The organism is Metabacillus litoralis (assembly GCF_007994985.1).
Lineage (GTDB): Bacteria > Bacillota > Bacilli > Bacillales > Bacillaceae > Metabacillus > Metabacillus litoralis.
Genome location: NZ_VOQF01000016.1, coordinates 1 through 17,048, shown reverse-complemented (window position 1 = coordinate 17,048; position 17,048 = coordinate 1). Strand labels below are relative to the sequence as shown.

The 17,048-nt window shown below is 36.6% G+C and carries 17 protein-coding genes and 1 riboswitch; of the genes, 2 read left to right on the top strand and 15 right to left on the bottom strand.

What is annotated here, in order from left to right:
* Nucleotides 1-50 precede the first annotated feature (50 nt).
* Complete coding sequence (locus FS935_RS19705) at nt 51-1,793, bottom strand: adenine deaminase C-terminal domain-containing protein (RefSeq protein ID WP_146950358.1); 1,743 nt, start codon at nt 1,791-1,793, stop codon at nt 51-53.
* Nucleotides 1,794-1,905: 112 nt separating this feature from the next.
* Between FS935_RS19705 and FS935_RS19700 the strand changes: the two genes are divergently transcribed.
* Together FS935_RS19700 and FS935_RS24405 are read left to right on the top strand one after the other, a co-directional pair.
* Nucleotides 1,906-2,187, top strand: a complete 282-nt coding sequence (locus FS935_RS19700; protein WP_146950357.1) for a YgaP family membrane protein — start codon at nt 1,906-1,908, stop codon at nt 2,185-2,187.
* Nucleotides 2,188-2,419: 232 nt separating this feature from the next.
* A complete protein-coding gene (locus FS935_RS24405; RefSeq protein WP_338036586.1) occupies nt 2,420-2,524 on the top strand; it encodes an EYxxD motif small membrane protein in 105 nt (34 codons plus the stop codon).
* Here FS935_RS24405 and purD read toward each other — a convergent pair.
* From purD to fosM, 14 genes are all read right to left on the bottom strand, one after another.
* Complete coding sequence (purD, locus tag FS935_RS19695; protein ID WP_146950356.1) at nt 2,502-3,773, bottom strand: phosphoribosylamine--glycine ligase; 1,272 nt, start codon at nt 3,771-3,773, stop codon at nt 2,502-2,504. The two genes, FS935_RS24405 and purD, sit on opposite strands and share 23 nt — an antisense overlap.
* Before the next feature lie 15 nt (nt 3,774-3,788).
* Entirely contained in the window at nt 3,789-5,327 is a 1,539-nt protein-coding gene (gene purH, locus FS935_RS19690; RefSeq protein ID WP_146950355.1) for a bifunctional phosphoribosylaminoimidazolecarboxamide formyltransferase/IMP cyclohydrolase, read from the bottom strand.
* Between the two features lie 18 nt (nt 5,328-5,345).
* Nucleotides 5,346-5,912, bottom strand: coding sequence for a phosphoribosylglycinamide formyltransferase (gene purN / locus FS935_RS19685; RefSeq protein WP_146950354.1), 567 nt, complete (start codon nt 5,910-5,912; stop codon nt 5,346-5,348).
* Entirely contained in the window at nt 5,909-6,949 is a 1,041-nt protein-coding gene (gene purM / locus FS935_RS19680; RefSeq protein ID WP_146950353.1) for a phosphoribosylformylglycinamidine cyclo-ligase, read from the bottom strand. The genes purN and purM overlap by 4 nt, the downstream gene beginning before the upstream one ends.
* A gap of 378 nt (nt 6,950-7,327) precedes the next feature.
* On the bottom strand, nt 7,328-8,740 hold the full coding sequence (gene purF, locus FS935_RS19675; protein ID WP_146950352.1) for an amidophosphoribosyltransferase: 1,413 nt from the start codon (nt 8,738-8,740) through the stop codon (nt 7,328-7,330).
* Nucleotides 8,716-10,944: a phosphoribosylformylglycinamidine synthase subunit PurL gene (purL, locus tag FS935_RS19670; protein ID WP_146950351.1), complete on the bottom strand. Its 2,229-nt coding sequence runs from the start codon at nt 10,942-10,944 to the stop codon at nt 8,716-8,718. Before purL ends, purF begins: the two co-directional genes overlap by 25 nt.
* The gene (purQ, locus tag FS935_RS19665) at nt 10,928-11,611 is read right to left on the bottom strand and encodes a phosphoribosylformylglycinamidine synthase subunit PurQ (protein WP_146950350.1); all 684 of its coding nucleotides are present in this window, start codon (nt 11,609-11,611) and stop codon (nt 10,928-10,930) included. Before purQ ends, purL begins: the two co-directional genes overlap by 17 nt.
* Entirely contained in the window at nt 11,608-11,862 is a 255-nt protein-coding gene (purS, locus tag FS935_RS19660; protein ID WP_146950349.1) for a phosphoribosylformylglycinamidine synthase subunit PurS, read from the bottom strand. Before purS ends, purQ begins: the two co-directional genes overlap by 4 nt.
* On the bottom strand, nt 11,850-12,581 hold the full coding sequence (gene purC, locus FS935_RS19655) for a phosphoribosylaminoimidazolesuccinocarboxamide synthase (RefSeq protein WP_146950348.1): 732 nt from the start codon (nt 12,579-12,581) through the stop codon (nt 11,850-11,852). The genes purS and purC overlap by 13 nt, the downstream gene beginning before the upstream one ends.
* A 126-nt stretch (nt 12,582-12,707) precedes the next feature.
* Nucleotides 12,708-14,000, bottom strand: coding sequence for an adenylosuccinate lyase (gene purB, locus FS935_RS19650; protein ID WP_146950347.1), 1,293 nt, complete (start codon nt 13,998-14,000; stop codon nt 12,708-12,710).
* A 15-nt stretch (nt 14,001-14,015) separates the two neighbouring features.
* Nucleotides 14,016-15,143, bottom strand: coding sequence for a 5-(carboxyamino)imidazole ribonucleotide synthase (gene purK, locus FS935_RS19645; protein WP_146950346.1), 1,128 nt, complete (start codon nt 15,141-15,143; stop codon nt 14,016-14,018).
* Nucleotides 15,130-15,618: a 5-(carboxyamino)imidazole ribonucleotide mutase gene (purE, locus tag FS935_RS19640; protein WP_146950345.1), complete on the bottom strand. Its 489-nt coding sequence runs from the start codon at nt 15,616-15,618 to the stop codon at nt 15,130-15,132. The genes purK and purE overlap by 14 nt, the downstream gene beginning before the upstream one ends.
* Before the next feature lie 118 nt (nt 15,619-15,736).
* Nucleotides 15,737-15,838: riboswitch (purine riboswitch) on the bottom strand.
* Between the two features lie 85 nt (nt 15,839-15,923).
* A complete protein-coding gene (locus FS935_RS19635) occupies nt 15,924-16,124 on the bottom strand; it encodes an NETI motif-containing protein (protein WP_146950344.1) in 201 nt (66 codons plus the stop codon).
* Between the two features lie 300 nt (nt 16,125-16,424).
* Nucleotides 16,425-16,847: a FosM family fosfomycin resistance protein gene (gene fosM / locus FS935_RS19630; RefSeq protein WP_146950343.1), complete on the bottom strand. Its 423-nt coding sequence runs from the start codon at nt 16,845-16,847 to the stop codon at nt 16,425-16,427.
* Between the last annotated feature and the right edge of the window lie 201 nt (nt 16,848-17,048).

Sequence of the window (17,048 nt, the reverse complement as noted above, 5' to 3'; positions counted from 1 at the left end):
TTCCCTTAAACAAACTAACACAACCTTATCGTTTTTTCCACTTTTATATTTTAACGCATTATCGATGGAAAGAGTACCGTTTTTTTCATCACATCAAAAATACCTCTTGGTGTAATTCTTATATATGGTAGATGTGTTGATGATAAAAACAACAAAGAATATACCGGATCATCAAATGTATAGCCTCGATCAATCAAAAGTGCGTTCAATTCTTTCTGCTTGTGAATCACATCTTTAAGCTGATCATTTGATGCACTTCCATTTAAATGCAATGGCATTTCAAAGATCACTTCATCATTTTCAGTTAGGACAATCCCACCACCAATTTCTTTCATCCGACGAAAAGCTAATACCATTTCCTTTTTATTTTTACCTATAATAATGATATCACCAGTTGTTGAATAGGAGCTTGCAAAGCCTTGCACTTTATTAGCAAAGCCTTTAATAAAGGTGTTGATTCTCCATTCACCATATCGATCAATGAGTGCTAAAAAGCTTTCATCATGATGATATGATAGGTCATTTGCAGATCCATCAATTGTAATTGAGTATGGTTCCATGATGACCGCATTTCTCATTTTCATACCTAAAGGCATAGAAAACTGTAAATCATCTAATGTTAGCTCCCAATTTATATCTGCCTTCTGTAATCCATAATCTCCCCAATTAAATTCTTCTTTCTCTTCTATTTTTTCGTTATCTTTACGAAGCCAAACTCCTTTTGACATAACACTTATTGGATCAGGTTGATCAATGCTTGATAAAATATTTAGTGTTGCCACTTTACCAGGAGCTATCACACCAATTTGGTCGTCAATTTGATAATATTTTGCCACATTAAAAGAGCTCATATTATACGCATCTATTGAAGGCACATTGCACTCTAATGCAATATCTATACAACGATTAATCATTCCTTCTTCATAAAAAGAAGGAGTTGCTCCATCTGTTGTATAATACAAGAAATCATAAGTTGTTAATCCTTCATTCTCAAGTTCCATTAATAATTTCTCTAAGTCAGGACGTATAGAAGAATGTCTTAAAGCAGCTGTATAGCCCATTTTCAACCGCTTAATTACATCTTTACCAGTCAATGATTCGTGATCACTATCTACACCAAAAAGCTTCATCTTCGTTAATGTATTCTCTGAAGCCCCTGGGAAGTGTCCTTCCATTCTTTTTCCCTTTCTCTTTGTTTCTTGTAACCAGTATAAAAACCAATCATCACCATCGGCCAGCTTTGGCCATCCTGTTAATTCTCCACCTTGTAAAACGGAGTCATGTTCTAGCCATTTCTTGACAAAATCATGTGAGAGTACTTTTTCTTCTGAATGGATTTCTGTTTGCAAATCGAAGCGTGCCCACCAATAATAATGAAAATGATGCTTCTCTAAAGCATCGATTAAAGTAAGCGCTTTCTTTTTCTGGCATTGTAAAAGTAAAAAAAGATTATCATTGATTAATGTTGTTGTCCCTGTTTGTGACACATAACTTGCTAAAGTATGGGGATTATATAATTGAAATGGATGAGCATGTGGTTCAATATATCCTGGTACTACGACTTTTGTTGAGCAATCAATAACCTCAGTATTAGTTGTGATTTCAGGAAAATTGTTTCCCACATAAATAATACGATCTTCTAAGATCCAAATATTTGCTTTTATCCATTGTCGTAAATAAGAGTTCAAATATGTTGCGTTTTTCAATACAACAGTTGGTGCTAATTTATTTGATAAAACATCAATTTGTTTCCGTATTGTACTGTTTTTCCATCTGAATTTTTTTTCGGGCATAGTAAACCCTCCATTTGTAGTTTGTAGCTTATTACTATGTTAACATATGGAAATTATTAACGCATTAACGTTTTATTGCATTTTCATGACAAATTTCTGGGAGGATTGTAATATGATTAGACCAAACATTGGTATAGTTAACGCATTAATCCGAATAACATGTGGACTTTCACTACTATCTTGGGCTACATCCAAGTATTGCAAGAAGCCTTGGAGAGATTCATATATCATTGTTATCGTTCTTGCTGCAATGAAAGTTGGCGAAGGGATCCTCCGCTTCTGTCCGATCACATATTTATTCGAAAACAACACAGAAACATTTTTCGTAGATGAAGACGATGATTATGATGATGAGGAAGATGAAGAATTTGAAGAGTCATACAATCCTTCTTAATAATAAAAGCACAAGCACCTTAAACAGCCCCGACAAGCAGGAAAAATCGCTCTTTGAAATAGCTGGCTCCCTAAGCTATTTCTTTATTTTTCCCTTCAGCTGGAGCTAGACATCGAACTAAGTAAAAAATGGGACTGGTTAACACCAGCCCCTTTTCTTTCATATACTATACAACGTTTCCTAAAAGTCGGTAGCAACAATCACCATACAATTTAAATATGGAGGTATTACTATGTTTCTAGAATATTTAACAGATATGTCATTCATTTTTATTGCGCTAATCGGTGGAATTGTCGCATTATGCTTTGCTTATATTAAGAAGAAACGCCGGACTTAATTGCCTTGTTGCCGATATCTTTACGATAAAAAAGAGCAGGACAAGCAATTTGATCGACTAGCTTATAAGCATGTGCTTGTGCATCACTAATTGTTTCACCGTATCCTGATACAACTAAAACGCGACCACCATTATTAACAAATTGATCATCCACTTTTTTTGTTCCAGCATGGAAGATAACGGCATCGTCTGCCTTTTCCGTTAACTTTCCAATTGGTTGGCCTTTTTCATAGTCATCTGGATAACCCTTTGAAGCTAAAACAACACCTAAAACAGCTTTTGAAGACCATTTAAGTTCAACTGGCTGATCATTAAGAATGGCTAAAAGTGATTCAACTAAATCAGATTCAAGTCTTGGTAATACTACCTGTGTTTCAGGATCACCAAATCTTGCATTAAATTCAATAACCTTTGGTCCTTCAGACGTTAAGATAAGACCTGCATATAAAATTCCTGTGAAGTAACGTCCTTCACTTATAAGAGCTTTTGCTGCTGGTTTTAAAATTGTTTCTACTGCTGTTTGGACCACTGTTTCAGATATTTGTGGAACTGGAGAATATGCACCCATTCCTCCAGTATTTGGTCCTTCATCATTGTCATATGCACGTTTATGATCTTGCGCTATAACCATTGGGTAGACTTTTTCACCTTTAACAAATGCCATTAATGAAAATTCTTCACCTGCTAAAAATTCTTCAATAACAACTGAGCTTGATGCATCACCGAATTTTTCATTTTCTAGCATGTCTGTGACACTTTCTAATGCTACATCAAGAGTTTCAGCAACGGTTACACCTTTACCAGCAGCTAATCCATCAGCTTTTATAACAATTGGTGCACCTTTTTCATTAATATACGCTTTTGCTTGCTCAACATCTGTAAATGTTTGATAATCAGCCGTTGGGATATTGTATTTAATCATTAATTCCTTTGCAAAGTTTTTACTTCCTTCAATAAGAGCTGCTTCTTTTGTTGGACCAAATACTTTAAGACCAGCTTCTTCAAAGTCATTAACAATTCCGTTTAACAAGGGTACTTCAGGTCCTACGATTGTTAAACCAATTTCTTCTTTCTTTGCAAAAGCTAAAAGAGCTTCATTATCATTTTCACTAATTTCTACTCTTGTTGCAAATTCATTCATTCCATCATTTCCTGGAGCAACAAATACTTCCTCTACAAGCTTGCTTTGTGCGGCTTTCCAAACAAGTGCATGCTCACGTCCGCCCTGTCCAATAATCAGTACTTTCATGCTTTACACCTCTTCTTAATGTTTAAAATGACGTACTCCTGTAAAGACCATTGTTATTCCATATTCATCAGCCATACGAATTGAATCTTCATCACGAATTGATCCACCTGGTTGAATAATAGCTGTAACCCCAGCTTTAGCTGCCGCTTCAACTGTATCACTCATAGGGAAAAATGCGTCAGAGCCTAGTGCACTACCCTGTGCTTTTTCACCTGCTTGTTCAATCGCAATTTTCGCTGCGCCTACACGATTCATTTGACCTGCACCAACACCAACTGTCATTTCATCTTTTGCTAACACAATCGCATTTGATTTAACATGCTTAACAACCTTCCAAGCTAACTTAAGATCCTTCCACTCATCTTCTGAAGGCTCGCGTTTTGTTGGAATTGTTACTTCTACATCATCAAGTGAAAGTGTATCCTCGTCTTGTACTAGTAAACCACCGTGAACTGATTGAAGCTGTTTATCTGCCTTAGAAGCTGCCGTTACATCAATTGTTAACAAACGAAGGTTTTTCTTGCTTGTTAAAATATCTAATGCTTCTTGGCTAAATGATGGAGCAATAACGATTTCTAAGAAAATTTCATGAAGCTTATGAGCTGTTTGGGCATCAACCTCATGATTTACTGCTACAATTCCGCCAAAAATAGATGTTGGATCTGCAGCATAACAACGAGTAAATGCTTCAAACACTGATGTTCCAACACCAACTCCACATGGATTCATATGCTTAACGGCAACTGCTGCTGGCTCTGTAAATTCACGAACAATTTGTAAAGCAGCATCTGCGTCTTTAATGTTGTTAAAAGAAAGCTCTTTTCCATGAAGCTGTTTTGCATTTGCAATTGATGCTACTGGAACAAATGGCTTTTGATAGAACGTTGCTTTTTGATGAGGATTTTCACCATAACGTAGAGATTGCTTTTTCTCAAACGTATATGTAACTGTTTCTGGATCTTCTTCACCAATTTTATTTGTTAAGAATTCAGCAATTAAAGCATCGTATGCAGCTGTATGTCTAAATACCTTTGCTGCTAAACGTTGCTTTTGATTTAATGAAACTTCTCCAGAAGCTTTTAATTCTTCTAAAACTCCACTGTAATCTTGTGGATCAACAAGTACTGTTACATCTTCATGATTTTTTGCAGCAGAGCGTAGCATTGAAGGACCACCGATATCGATGTTCTCAATTGCATCCTGGAACTCAACATCAGGCTTTGAAATCGTTTCTTTAAATGGATAAAGATTCACAACAACCAAGTCAATTGTTTCAATGTTGTTTTCTTTTAATTGATCCATATGACTAGGATTGTTACGAACAGCTAATAATCCACCATGAATATTAGGGTGTAGTGTTTTAACACGTCCGTCCATAATTTCTGGGAATCCAGTTACTTCAGAAATACCGATTACGTTTAATCCGTTTTCCTCAAGTAATGATTTCGTCCCACCAGTTGAGATAACCTCAACACCTAAATCGATTAATTCTTTTACAAAAGGAACAAGATTTTCTTTATTAGACACACTAACAAGCGCACGTTTCACTGACATATTTTTTCACCTCTAGCTTTATTTTGACACCAATTCTTTGATAACCTTAGGGTATAACATATGTTCAACTTTATGGATCTTCTTAGCTATTGCTTCTATTGTATCTTCAGCTTCAATCTCAATTGCTTTTTGGGCAATAATCGGGCCTGTGTCCATTCCTGCATCAACAAAATGAACCGTAACACCTGTTACCTTTACACCGGCTTGAAATGCTTGTCCTACAGCATCTTTACCAGGAAATGCAGGCAATAAGGAAGGGTGAATATTGACAATTCTATTTTCGTAGGCATTTAAAAGAGTATCTCCAATTAACCTCATATACCCAGCTAAAATCACAAAATCAATCTTGTTGTTTTCTAAAACAGATAAGATTGCATGTTCGTAATCCGCTTTTGCTTCGTATTCTTTAGGAATAAAACAATACGCAGGAACATTGACAGATTTAGCTCGCTCAATCACACCAGCTTGTGGTTTATCACTAACAACAAGACTAATCTCTGCGTCTGTTTCACCAAGCTTTATCGAATCAAAAATTGCTTGAAAATTGCTGCCATTTCCTGATGCAAAAACAGCTAGTTTTTTCATGCAATCGAGCCTCCGCCAAATGTAACACCAGTGCCCTTTGTCACACGACCAATTATATAAGCCTTCTCACCATTTTCCTCTAATTGTCCAATCACATCATGTAAAAGCTCTTCTTTTATCGCAAGAACAAAACCGATTCCCATATTAAAGACATTAAATAAATCTTCACCTTTAAGCTGTCCTTGTTCTTTTAAGAAATCGAAAATCTTCGGTATTGGCCATGAACCATAATCGATTTCAGCACCCGTTCCTTCAGGTAACATTCTTGGGATGTTTTCGATAAAACCGCCACCAGTAATATGTGCCATACCATCAACTTGATACTTTTTAATCACATCAAGAACTGGTTTAACATAAATTCTCGTTGGTGTGAGTAGCACTTCACCTAACGTTTCAGTGAACGGCTCATATACTTTTTGTAAATCGAGCTTTTGATCTTCTAATAAAACTTTACGAACTAATGAGAAACCATTGCTATGAATACCACTTGATGTAAGACCAATTAATACATGACCTGGTTCAATATTCTGTCCTGTTACAATATTGTCTTTTTCAACAACACCCACAGAAAATCCTGCCACATCATATTCATCTTCTTCATATAGCCCAGGCATTTCAGCAGTTTCGCCACCAACTAAGGCACAACCAGATTGCTCACAACCATCAGCAATTCCTTTAACGATTTGCTCGATTTTCTCTGGGATCGCTTTACCTAAAGCCAAATAATCTAAGAAAAATAGTGGTTCCGCACCTTGAGCTAATATATCATTGACACACATAGCAACAGCATCAACACCTATGGAATCATGCTTGTCAGCCATAAAAGCAAGCTTTAACTTCGTCCCGACACCATCTGTACCAGACACAAGTACTGGCTTCTTATAATTTAACTCACTTAAATCAAACATTCCACCAAAACCGCCAAGACCACCCATTACACCTAAACGCATTGTTTTTTCAACATGCTTCTTCATTCTTGAAACAGCTTCATAGCCTGCTTCAATGTCGACACCAGCTTGCTTATAAACGTCAGACATGCCTGCTTCCTCCTTAAAAACCTTAGTAAATACAACTAACTCTCATCTAATGTAGAACAGGAATCGAAATATCGATTCCTATCAATTTTTTATTATTGTGAAAACCTTATGGCTTCCGCTTCTCTATTGTCTAGCTAGCGCCTAGCTCCCCCGCGGTCATTTGCTTCACATGAATGGCAGGCAAAGAACGCCTTCCTTTCATGTGCTTCTTATGCTTGTCGGAGCTGATCAAGGCGCTTCCGCTTTTCTATTTTGTCCAGCTCCAGCGCCTAGCTCCTCGAGGTCATAAGCTTCACATGAATGGCAGGCAAAGAACGCCTTCCTTTCATGTGCTTCTTATGCTTGTCGGAGCTGATCAAGGCGCTTCCGCTTTTCTATTTAAGCTTTTTCGTGCGGTAAAACTGTATCTGGGTAAATTTCAGTAGGATAACGACCTGTGAAGCATGCTAAGCATTGTCCTTTGAATTCACCTTCATATGGACGACCAATTCCTTCTAATAATCCCTCTACACTTAAAAAGGCAAGGCTGTCTGCACCGATAAGCTTACGAATTTCTTCTACTGAATGATTTGAAGCAATTAATTCTTCATGTGTTGATGTATCAATTCCGTAAAAACAAGGATTTTCAATTGGTGGTGAACTAATACGAACATGAACCTCTTTAGCACCTGCTTCGCGAAGCATTGTTACGATTCGTTTACTTGTTGTGCCACGGACAATTGAGTCATCAACCATAACAACACGTTTTCCTTCTACAACACCACGAACGGCTGAAAGCTTCATTTTCACACCTTGTTCACGTAGTTCTTGTGAAGGCTGAATAAACGTTCGACCAACATAACGATTCTTGATTAATCCGAGCTCATATGGAATGCCTGTTAATTCAGCAAACCCTATCGCAGCTGATATACTTGAATCAGGAACACCTGTCACAACATCAGCAGCAACCTCAGATTCAACCGCTAAACGTTTGCCTAAGTTTTTACGTGCTGTATGAACATTAATTCCATCAATATTGCTATCTGGACGAGAGAAATAGATGTATTCCATACTACAAATTGAACGATTAATATTCATTGAAAAACGCTCAGAGCGAATTCCTTCGTCATTAATTATTAATAATTCACCTGGTTGAACATCTCTTTCATATTTTGCTCCAACTACATCAAATGCACATGTTTCAGAAGCAATCACATAAGCATCTCCCAAAACTCCAATAGACAATGGGCGCAATCCATTAGGATCTAGCGCAACCATCATTTCCGTTTCTGTCATGATTAAAAAAGCATATGCTCCTTTAATGACTGTTAATGCACTTTTCACAGCTTCCTTCATATCTTGATAGCCACTTCTTCTAATAAGATGAGCTAACACCTCTGTATCTGAAGTTGTTTGGAAAATACTCCCCTGGCTCTCAAGCTGATGCTTAAGCTGTGTAGCATTCACAAGATTACCGTTATGAGCAAGCGCTAAGCCACCACTATGTGATTTAAAGAAAAGGGGCTGAACATTTTCATAACCGCCCCCACCTGCCGTTGCATAACGAACATGACCAATAGCTGCCTTACCTGATAATTCATTTAGTCTTCCATTAGCAAAAACCTCTGAGATCAGACCTAGACCTTTTGCACTTGTTAGCTTTTCACCATCAGTTGTAACAATCCCTGCGCCTTCTTGACCTCTATGCTGTAGACTGTGTAAGCCATAATACGTAATTTGAGCAGCGTCTTTATGACCCCAAATTCCGAAGACACCACATTCTTCATTTAATCCTTTGATTTCAGTAAGCACGGGATAGCCCCTTTCCATGCAGCCTTAAGTTCTTCTACAGATGCATCTACAAGAGTTTCATTGTTTGTGTTTGTAATAACAAGCTTGCCAGAATCAGTTACTTCACCAATACATACAGCATCAACCAATTGTTCAAATGCTTGTTGATTTTCTTTTTTCACTGATATGATAAAACGAGTTTGTGATTCACTGAATAGTGCTGCAGTTGCATCACCAGTAAGTGTCACTTCAGCTCCTAAGTTTTTAGCACCAAATAATGGCTCTGCTAGTGCAACAGCTACTCCACCTTCTGAAACATCATGAGCTGATGCGACAGTTTTAGCATGAATCGCTGATAGTAGCTGATTCAACGTTTTTCTTTCTTTTGCTAAATCAAGCTCTGGAGATTGACCAAAGATTTTACCATAAGTAAGCTTTTGAAGCTCACTTCCACCGAACTCAGGCTTTGTTTCACCGATTAAATAAATAAGATCTCCAGCTTCTTTAAAGTCTTGCGTTGTAATATAATCTGTATCTTCAATTAAACCAACCATACCGATTACAGGTGTTGGATAGATTGCTGTTCCGTTTGTTTCATTGTATAAAGATACGTTTCCACCAATAACAGGTGTATCTAACACGCGACATGCTTCACTGATTCCATCTGCTGATTTTTCAATCTGCCAGAAAATTTCAGGCTTTTCAGGATTACCAAAGTTTAAGTTATCTGTAATCGCAAGTGGTGTTGCACCTGAACATACGATGTTACGAGCAGCTTCTGCTACGGCAATTTTTCCACCAACCTCTGGATCTAAATAAAGATAACGAGAGTTACAGTCAGTTGTCATTGCTAAAGCTTTCTTTGTATCACGTATACGAACAACGGCAGCATCTGATCCTGGTGCAACAACTGTGTTTGTGCGAACCATATAATCATACTGATCATAAACCCATTCTTTACTTGCAATTGTTGGTTGTTGTAATAAATTGATAAGAGTTTCTTTATAGTTATCTACTGTAATAGGCGCTACGTCCATTTGCTGGAACTCTTCATAATACGCAGGTACTTTTGAAGGTTTATGATAAACAGGTGCTTCTTCAGCTAATGCATCTACTGGAAGCTCACATACCACTTCACCATTATGGAAAAGACGAAGCATTTTGTCGTCTGTTACTTTACCAACTGAAACTGCTTCTAAATCATATTTTTCGAAAAGGTCAACGATTTCTTGCTCTCTGCCTTTTTCAATAACAAGTAGCATTCTTTCTTGAGATTCAGAAAGCATCATTTCATAAGGAGTCATTCCTGCTTCACGTTGTGGAATAAGATCAAGGTCCATTTCCATACCAGAACCAGCTTTACTTGCCATCTCTGCTGAAGAACTTGTTAATCCAGCCGCTCCCATGTCTTGGATCCCAACTAACGCATCATTTTTAATAACTTCCAAGCAAGCTTCTAATAATAGCTTCTCCATAAATGGATCGCCAACTTGGACTGCTGAACGATCTGCACCAGAATCGTCGGATAACTCTTCAGAAGAAAATGTTGCACCATGAATTCCATCACGACCAGTTCTAGCACCAACATACATCACAGTATTGCCAACACCTTTTGCTTGACCTTTTTTAATATCTTCATGGTTAATCAACCCTACGCACATAGCGTTAACAAGGGGATTTCCTTCATAAGAATCATCAAATTGAATTTCTCCACCAACAGTTGGAATTCCAATACAGTTACCATATCCTGCAATACCAGCAACAACCTCTTCAAACAAATACTTCACACGTGGAGTTTTTAGCTCTCCAAAACGTAGAGAATTTAAGATTGCAATTGGTCTTGCTCCCATCGAGAATACATCACGGATTATTCCACCTACACCCGTTGCAGCTCCTTGGTAAGGCTCAATAGCTGATGGATGGTTATGACTTTCAATTTTGAAAACAACCGCTTGATTGTCACCAATATCGACAATCCCCGCTCCTTCTCCAGGTCCTTGTAGAACCTTTTCACCTGTAACAGGAAATTTCTTTAAAATAGGCTTAGAGTTTTTATAACTGCAGTGCTCAGACCACATAACAGAAAAAATACCGATTTCTGTGTAATTTGGTAAACGACCAATTATTTTTTCAATCAGAGCAAACTCGTCATCACTTACACCCATTTGTCTGTAAACTTTTTCATCTTTAATCATCTGGTTAGTTGGTTCAAGCAGTAGTGACATGAGATTCCCTCCAGTTTTTCACGATCGATTGAAATAATTTTAATCCGTCAGCACTTCCAAGTAATTCATCAACTGCACGCTCAGGATGTGGCATCATCCCTAATACATTTCCGCGCTCATTTGTGATTCCAGCAATATCTACTAAACTGCCATTTGGATTTTCTTCGTACGTAAACACAATTTGATTGTTTTCTTTAAGCGTTTGAAGTGTTTCTTCATCACAATAATAATTCCCTTCTCCATGTGCGATAGGAACTGAGATAACCTCATCCTTATCATAAGCTGAAGTAAAGGCAGTGTTATTATTTGCAACCTTTAAATGAACTGGTCTACACATAAACTTTAAATTTTCATTTCTTTTCATAGCACCAGGAAGCAGACCTACTTCTAATAAAATCTGGAATCCATTACACACACCTAGAACTGGCTTACCAGCTTCAGCTGCTTTTACCACTTCCTTCATTACATTAGAAAATCCAGCAATAGCACCTGAACGTAAGTAATCTCCATAAGAGAAACCACCAGGTAAAAGAATTCCGTCAAAGTCACTTAAGTCTGTTGCATCATGCCATACATATTCTACTTCTTCACCTAGCTCATCTTTAATAGCATGGTACATATCAACATCACAATTAGATCCTGGGAAAACAATCACAGCGAATTTCACTTTGTGACAACCTCCTGTACCTCATAGCTAAAGTCTTCAATCACTGTATTAGCAAGTAATTTCTCACACATTTCACGAACAATCACATCTAAATCACGATCAGCTTTCTCGATTGTTAATTCCATATATTTACCGATACGAACGTCTTGTACTTCATTATATGACATACTGTGTAGAGCACTCTTAACCGCTGTTCCTTGTGGATCTAATACACTTTCTCTTAACGTGACATAAACTTTTACTTTGTACATGTTGATTGTCCTCCAAGTCTAGTTAAAATAACTTCATATGCATCTGTTAAACTACCAATATCTCTTCTAAAAACATCTTTATCAAATTTCTCATTTGTATTGATATCCCATAAACGACATGTGTCTGGTGAAACTTCATCAGCTAAAATAATGTTTCCATCCTCAGTGATACCAAACTCAAGCTTAAAGTCAATTAAACGAACATCACAAGCTTGGAAATGTGCTTTTAGCACGTCATTTACTTTTCTAGCAAGTGTTTTTAATGTTGCTACTTGCTCAGGTGTTGCCACTTCTAAAAGTGCAATATGATCCTCAGTAAGCAATGGATCACCTAATTCATCATCTTTATAGTAAAACTCAACAAGTGGGTTTTTAATTTCTGTTCCCTCTTCAATTCCAATTCGCTTAGAAAGACTTCCTGCCACAACATTTCTTACAACAACTTCAAGTGGGATAATCGTTACTGATTTCACAAGCTGCTCTGTTTCAGATAATCTTTTCACAAAATGATTTTCAATATTGTTCGCTGTAAGCTTTTCAAAAATCAATGTTGAAATCTCATTGTTTAGACGACCCTTACCAGTAATTTCTTCTTTTTTCACACCATTAAAGGCTGTAGCAGAATCTTTATAAGAAACTAGTAAAATATTAGGCTCATTTGTTTTATAAATACGCTTTGCTTTTCCTTCGTATAATAATTCAAGCTTTTCTGTGTTCATAAAAGCCCTCCTAAACAGAATTTTGGGAACATTCACTTTAAAAATGATGATACTGTTACATTTTCTAACCAAGTTTTTTGATCAAATAGATAGCAAGGGCTTTCGTAGACCCTTGCTATTTCTGTTTTAAAGACCTAGACGTTCAAAAATTGCGTCTACACCTTTTAGATGGTAGTTATAATCAAAGCAATCTTCTATTTTTTCAGCAGATAAACGAGAAGTGATTTTCTCTTCTCCTTCAACTAGTCCACGGAATGGAACTTGCTTTTCCCAAGCTTCCATTGCTTTTGGTTGAACAAGATCATACGCTTCTTCTCTTGTCATGCCTGTATCGATTAAAGCAAGTAACACACGTTGTGAGTAGATCAACCCTTGTGTACGATCCATATTACGCTTCATATTTTCAGGGAATACTGTTAAGTTTTTCACGATGTTTCCAAAACGATTTAACATATAGTTAAGAGCAATCGTAGCATCTGGTAAGATTATACGCTCAGCAGATGAATGTGAGATATCTCTTTCATGCCATAAAGGAACATTTTCATAAGCTGTTAACATATAGCCACGAATCACACGTGCAAGACCTGTCATGTTTTCAGAGCCAATTGGATTACGTTTATGTGGCATTGCAGAAGATCCTTTTTGACCTTTAGCAAATGCTTCTTCCACTTCACGCGTTTCACTTTTTTGTAATCCGCGAATTTCTACAGCAAACTTTTCAATAGATGTTGCAACTAATGCGATAGCTGCCATATATTCTGCATGACGATCACGTTGTAATGTTTGAGTTGAAATTGGTGCTGGTTGTGTACCTAATTTTTCACAAACATATTTTTCAACAAATGGATCGATGTTTGCATATGTGCCAACTGCTCCAGAAATCTTCCCAAACTCTACGCCAGTTGCTGCACGCTTGAAGCGATCTAAATTACGCTTCATTTCTTCATACCAAAGACCAAGCTTTAAACCAAAAGTAGTAGGCTCTGCATGAACACCATGAGTACGGCCCATCATCACTGTATATTTATGTTCTTGAGCTTTTTCTTTTAAGATTTGCACAAAGTTCTCAATATCTTTTAAAAGAATGTCGTTTGCTTGCTTTAATAAATAAGAAAGAGCTGTATCTACAACATCAGTTGATGTTAATCCATAATGTACCCATTTACGCTCTTCTCCAAGTGTTTCAGAAACTGCTCTAGTAAATGCCACAACATCATGACGAGTTTCTAATTCAATTTCATTAATACGATCCACATCGAATGATGCATTTTTACGAAGAAGCTCAACATCTTCTTTAGGAATAACACCTAACTCTGCCCAAGCTTCACATGCTAAAATTTCAACCTCTAGCCATGCTTTAAATTTGTTTTCTTCAGTCCAAATTGCACCCATTTCTGGTCTAGTATAACGCTCAATCATTAATTTGCCTCCGTCCTATTTTAAACCCCAAATTTGATCTATCAATTCTATTTCTTTTTCAATAAAATCACTCATAACCGTTATATGTCCCATCTTACGCTTAGCGATTGGCTCTTTTTTACCATAAAGATGAAGCTTAGATCTTTCCAATAAGTAAAGATGTTCATTAACCACCGATAAATCGTCACCTAACAAATTCACCATCACACCACTCTGTCTTAACGTAGTATGACCCAATGGTAGATTACAAATAGCACGAACATGCTGTTCAAACTGATCTGTTTCACATAAATCAATCGAATAATGACCCGAATTATGAGGACGTGGAGCTAATTCATTAATATAAAGCTCTCCAGTCTCCGTCAAGAACATTTCAACTGCCAATGTCCCTACTAATTCAAAGCTATGTGAAAGCTTAATTGCTAGCTTCTCTGCGTTAGAAATAACCTCTTCTTCAACACGAGCTGGTACAATACTTTGATATAAAATATTTTCTTTATGAATATTTTCAGCCACCGGAAATGTTTTTGTTTCACCATTAACAGATCTTGTCACAATAACTGAAATTTCTTTTTCAAAAGGAACCCATTTTTCTAAAATACAAGTTCCTTGGTTAAGTAATTGGATTGCTTCTGCTAAATCATGGTCTGAACGGAGAACAACTTGACCTTTACCATCATAGCCACCTCTGCACGTTTTAAGCACACTTGGGTATTGAAGAAGCTCTACAGCGTCAGTTAATTCATCTTCATTTTGAACAATTCGGTAAGGAGCTACTTCACAGCCAGCATTTACAATCGCAGCCTTCTCAGTTTCACGATCCTGAGTTAATAATAATAAAGAGCTTTTTTGAGGAAGATATGCATGCTCCTCTAACCATTTCAGTGCTGTATAATCTATATTTTCAAACTCGTATGTGATCACATCACTTACGCTCGCTAATTTTTTTATAGCAGCTAAATCATCGTAACTTGCAGTAATCTCTATATCTGCTAGTTGGCCACAAGGACAATCCTCTGTTGGATCTAGTACAGCAATCTTATAACCTAGCTGTCTAGCAGCAATTGCCATCATACGACCTAATTGACCGCCACCAATGATTCCTATTGTTTGACCAGGTAGAATTTGCTTATTCAAGCTCATCACTACTTTCTAGTACCTTTACACGCAGCTCGTTTCTTCTATTATCTAATACAGCTGCTAATTGCTCATCAAACGCTGAGAGAAATTGTGCTGCTAACAAGCCTGCATTTGTAGCACCTGCCTTACCAATCGCTACAGTTGCAACTGGTACACCACCAGGCATCTGAACAATTGAAAGCAATGAATCCATACCATTTAATGCTTTTGACTGAACCGGAATTCCGATAACTGGTAACGTCGTTTTTGCTGCAACCATTCCTGGTAAATGTGCTGCACCACCCGCACCAGCAACAATAACCTTTAATCCTCTATCTCTAGCAGTCTCAGCATATTCAAACATATAATCAGGAGTACGATGAGCAGAAACTACCTTTTTTTCATAAGGAACATTTAATTCATCAAGTATGTCACAAGTATGCTTCATTGTTTCCCAATCAGATGTACTTCCCATAATAACTCCAACAACCGGATCCAATCTATTCCCCACCTTTTACATATCTTCATCCTATAAAAATAGCCCGATACCTAACTTTCTCATAAAAAAAGAGAAAGCTAGTATATCGGGCTCGGATCTAACTAAATACCGAATCGTTTATACTTACACTTTCCCTCATAGTCCGATGATTTACGGTCAGCGGGTAGAAACTTCTGGGCCATATTCCCAATTTTATATGAGGTTACCGTTAATTATTATTTACATGTTTTATATTAACAATGAAGCTATTCGATGTCAACGTAAAATCGAACGATTTATTTAATATATAATTTAATGTTCGTCTTTTACACTAACTTTCCTTCAAAAACGATCTTTCTACCACATGGTACATTTTCTACCATATTTTCTTTCATTTCTTCCTTGAATATCGGCTGCTCAGTTCTTCTCACAGGAAAATAGCCTTCATCACTCATTCTTTGCAAACAATCATCAATTGTTTCATTTTCTTCAACAATAAATTTCTTCTTACTTGGTTTACTTGTCATCTTTTCTACTCCCTTTATCTGATCCTGATTATGTATAAATCATTATAGATTTCCCTTGGTATTAATAGTATGTAGATAGTTGTCTTCACTTTAGTTTATATAGAGTAACAATTACTATCCTCAAAATCAACAACATCTAACAAATTCCCTTGTGCTTTTCTACGAAATAAATTTAGTATTTGATTATTGCTTGTTTTTTATACTTTAAGTTAGTAGAAATGAAATCATTTCAATACGCTTCACTATAGTGTTAACCAACAACAGAAGGAATAATGGAGTATAGCGCCTTGTACGATAACCTCAATTATAAAATTGCATATGAGATTTTTCATTTTGATAATAATCTAATCGATCCTGTAAAGTACCAGTATGAAACTCAAACTTATGTCCATCTAAATCAGTAAAATATATAGATTTCTTATCTCGTTTATCTCTCTCACGACCTGTTAATATATTCACCTTTAATTCAACCAATTTGTTATAAATAGCTGTAAAATCCTTTTCTTCAATCGTGAATGCTAAATGAGTGTAAGAATGTTCAATCTCATTACGTGGAATATCACTTTCCTCATTAAGAGCAAGCCATAATCCGTTTAAATCAAAATAAGCAGTTGATACTCCTTTGACTAATAGCTTTGCATCAAAAACCTGTTTATAAAATTCGATCGACTTATCTAAATTAGATACGGAATATAATAAATGATTAATACCTTTAATTTTCATCTGTTCACCTTCTTTTTTAGTTTGTGGGTAATTTTCCAAGAAAAAATATAGAGTATATTATTGTAATTCATTATTATTAATTTACTATGTTAATGCTTTTTTAGAAACAAAAAAAGACCAGTATCTCTACTGATCTTTCCCACTCTTTACTTGGCGATGTCCTACTCTCACAGGGGGAAACCCCCAACTACCATCGGCGCT

Bases quoted from the DNA above. Each gene is read 5' to 3' on its own strand.
- FS935_RS19705 (WP_146950358.1), bottom strand. From the start codon at position 1,793: ATGCCCGAAAAAAAATTCAGATGGAAAAACAGTACAATACGGAAACAA.
- FS935_RS19700 (WP_146950357.1), top strand. From the start codon at position 1,906: ATGATTAGACCAAACATTGGTATAGTTAACGCATTAATCCGAATAACA.
- FS935_RS24405 (WP_338036586.1), top strand. From the start codon at position 2,420: ATGTTTCTAGAATATTTAACAGATATGTCATTCATTTTTATTGCGCTA.
- purD (WP_146950356.1), bottom strand. From the start codon at position 3,773: ATGAAAGTACTGATTATTGGACAGGGCGGACGTGAGCATGCACTTGTT.
- purH (WP_146950355.1), bottom strand. From the start codon at position 5,327: ATGTCAGTGAAACGTGCGCTTGTTAGTGTGTCTAATAAAGAAAATCTT.
- purN (WP_146950354.1), bottom strand. From the start codon at position 5,912: ATGAAAAAACTAGCTGTTTTTGCATCAGGAAATGGCAGCAATTTTCAA.
- purM (WP_146950353.1), bottom strand. From the start codon at position 6,949: ATGTCTGACGTTTATAAGCAAGCTGGTGTCGACATTGAAGCAGGCTAT.
- purL (WP_146950351.1), bottom strand. From the start codon at position 10,944: ATGTCACTACTGCTTGAACCAACTAACCAGATGATTAAAGATGAAAAA.
- purS (WP_146950349.1), bottom strand. From the start codon at position 11,862: ATGTACAAAGTAAAAGTTTATGTCACGTTAAGAGAAAGTGTATTAGAT.
- purC (WP_146950348.1), bottom strand. From the start codon at position 12,581: ATGAACACAGAAAAGCTTGAATTATTATACGAAGGAAAAGCAAAGCGT.
- purB (WP_146950347.1), bottom strand. From the start codon at position 14,000: ATGATTGAGCGTTATACTAGACCAGAAATGGGTGCAATTTGGACTGAA.
- purK (WP_146950346.1), bottom strand. From the start codon at position 15,143: ATGAGCTTGAATAAGCAAATTCTACCTGGTCAAACAATAGGAATCATT.
- FS935_RS19635 (WP_146950344.1), bottom strand. From the start codon at position 16,124: ATGACAAGTAAACCAAGTAAGAAGAAATTTATTGTTGAAGAAAATGAA.
- fosM (WP_146950343.1), bottom strand. From the start codon at position 16,847: ATGAAAATTAAAGGTATTAATCATTTATTATATTCCGTATCTAATTTA.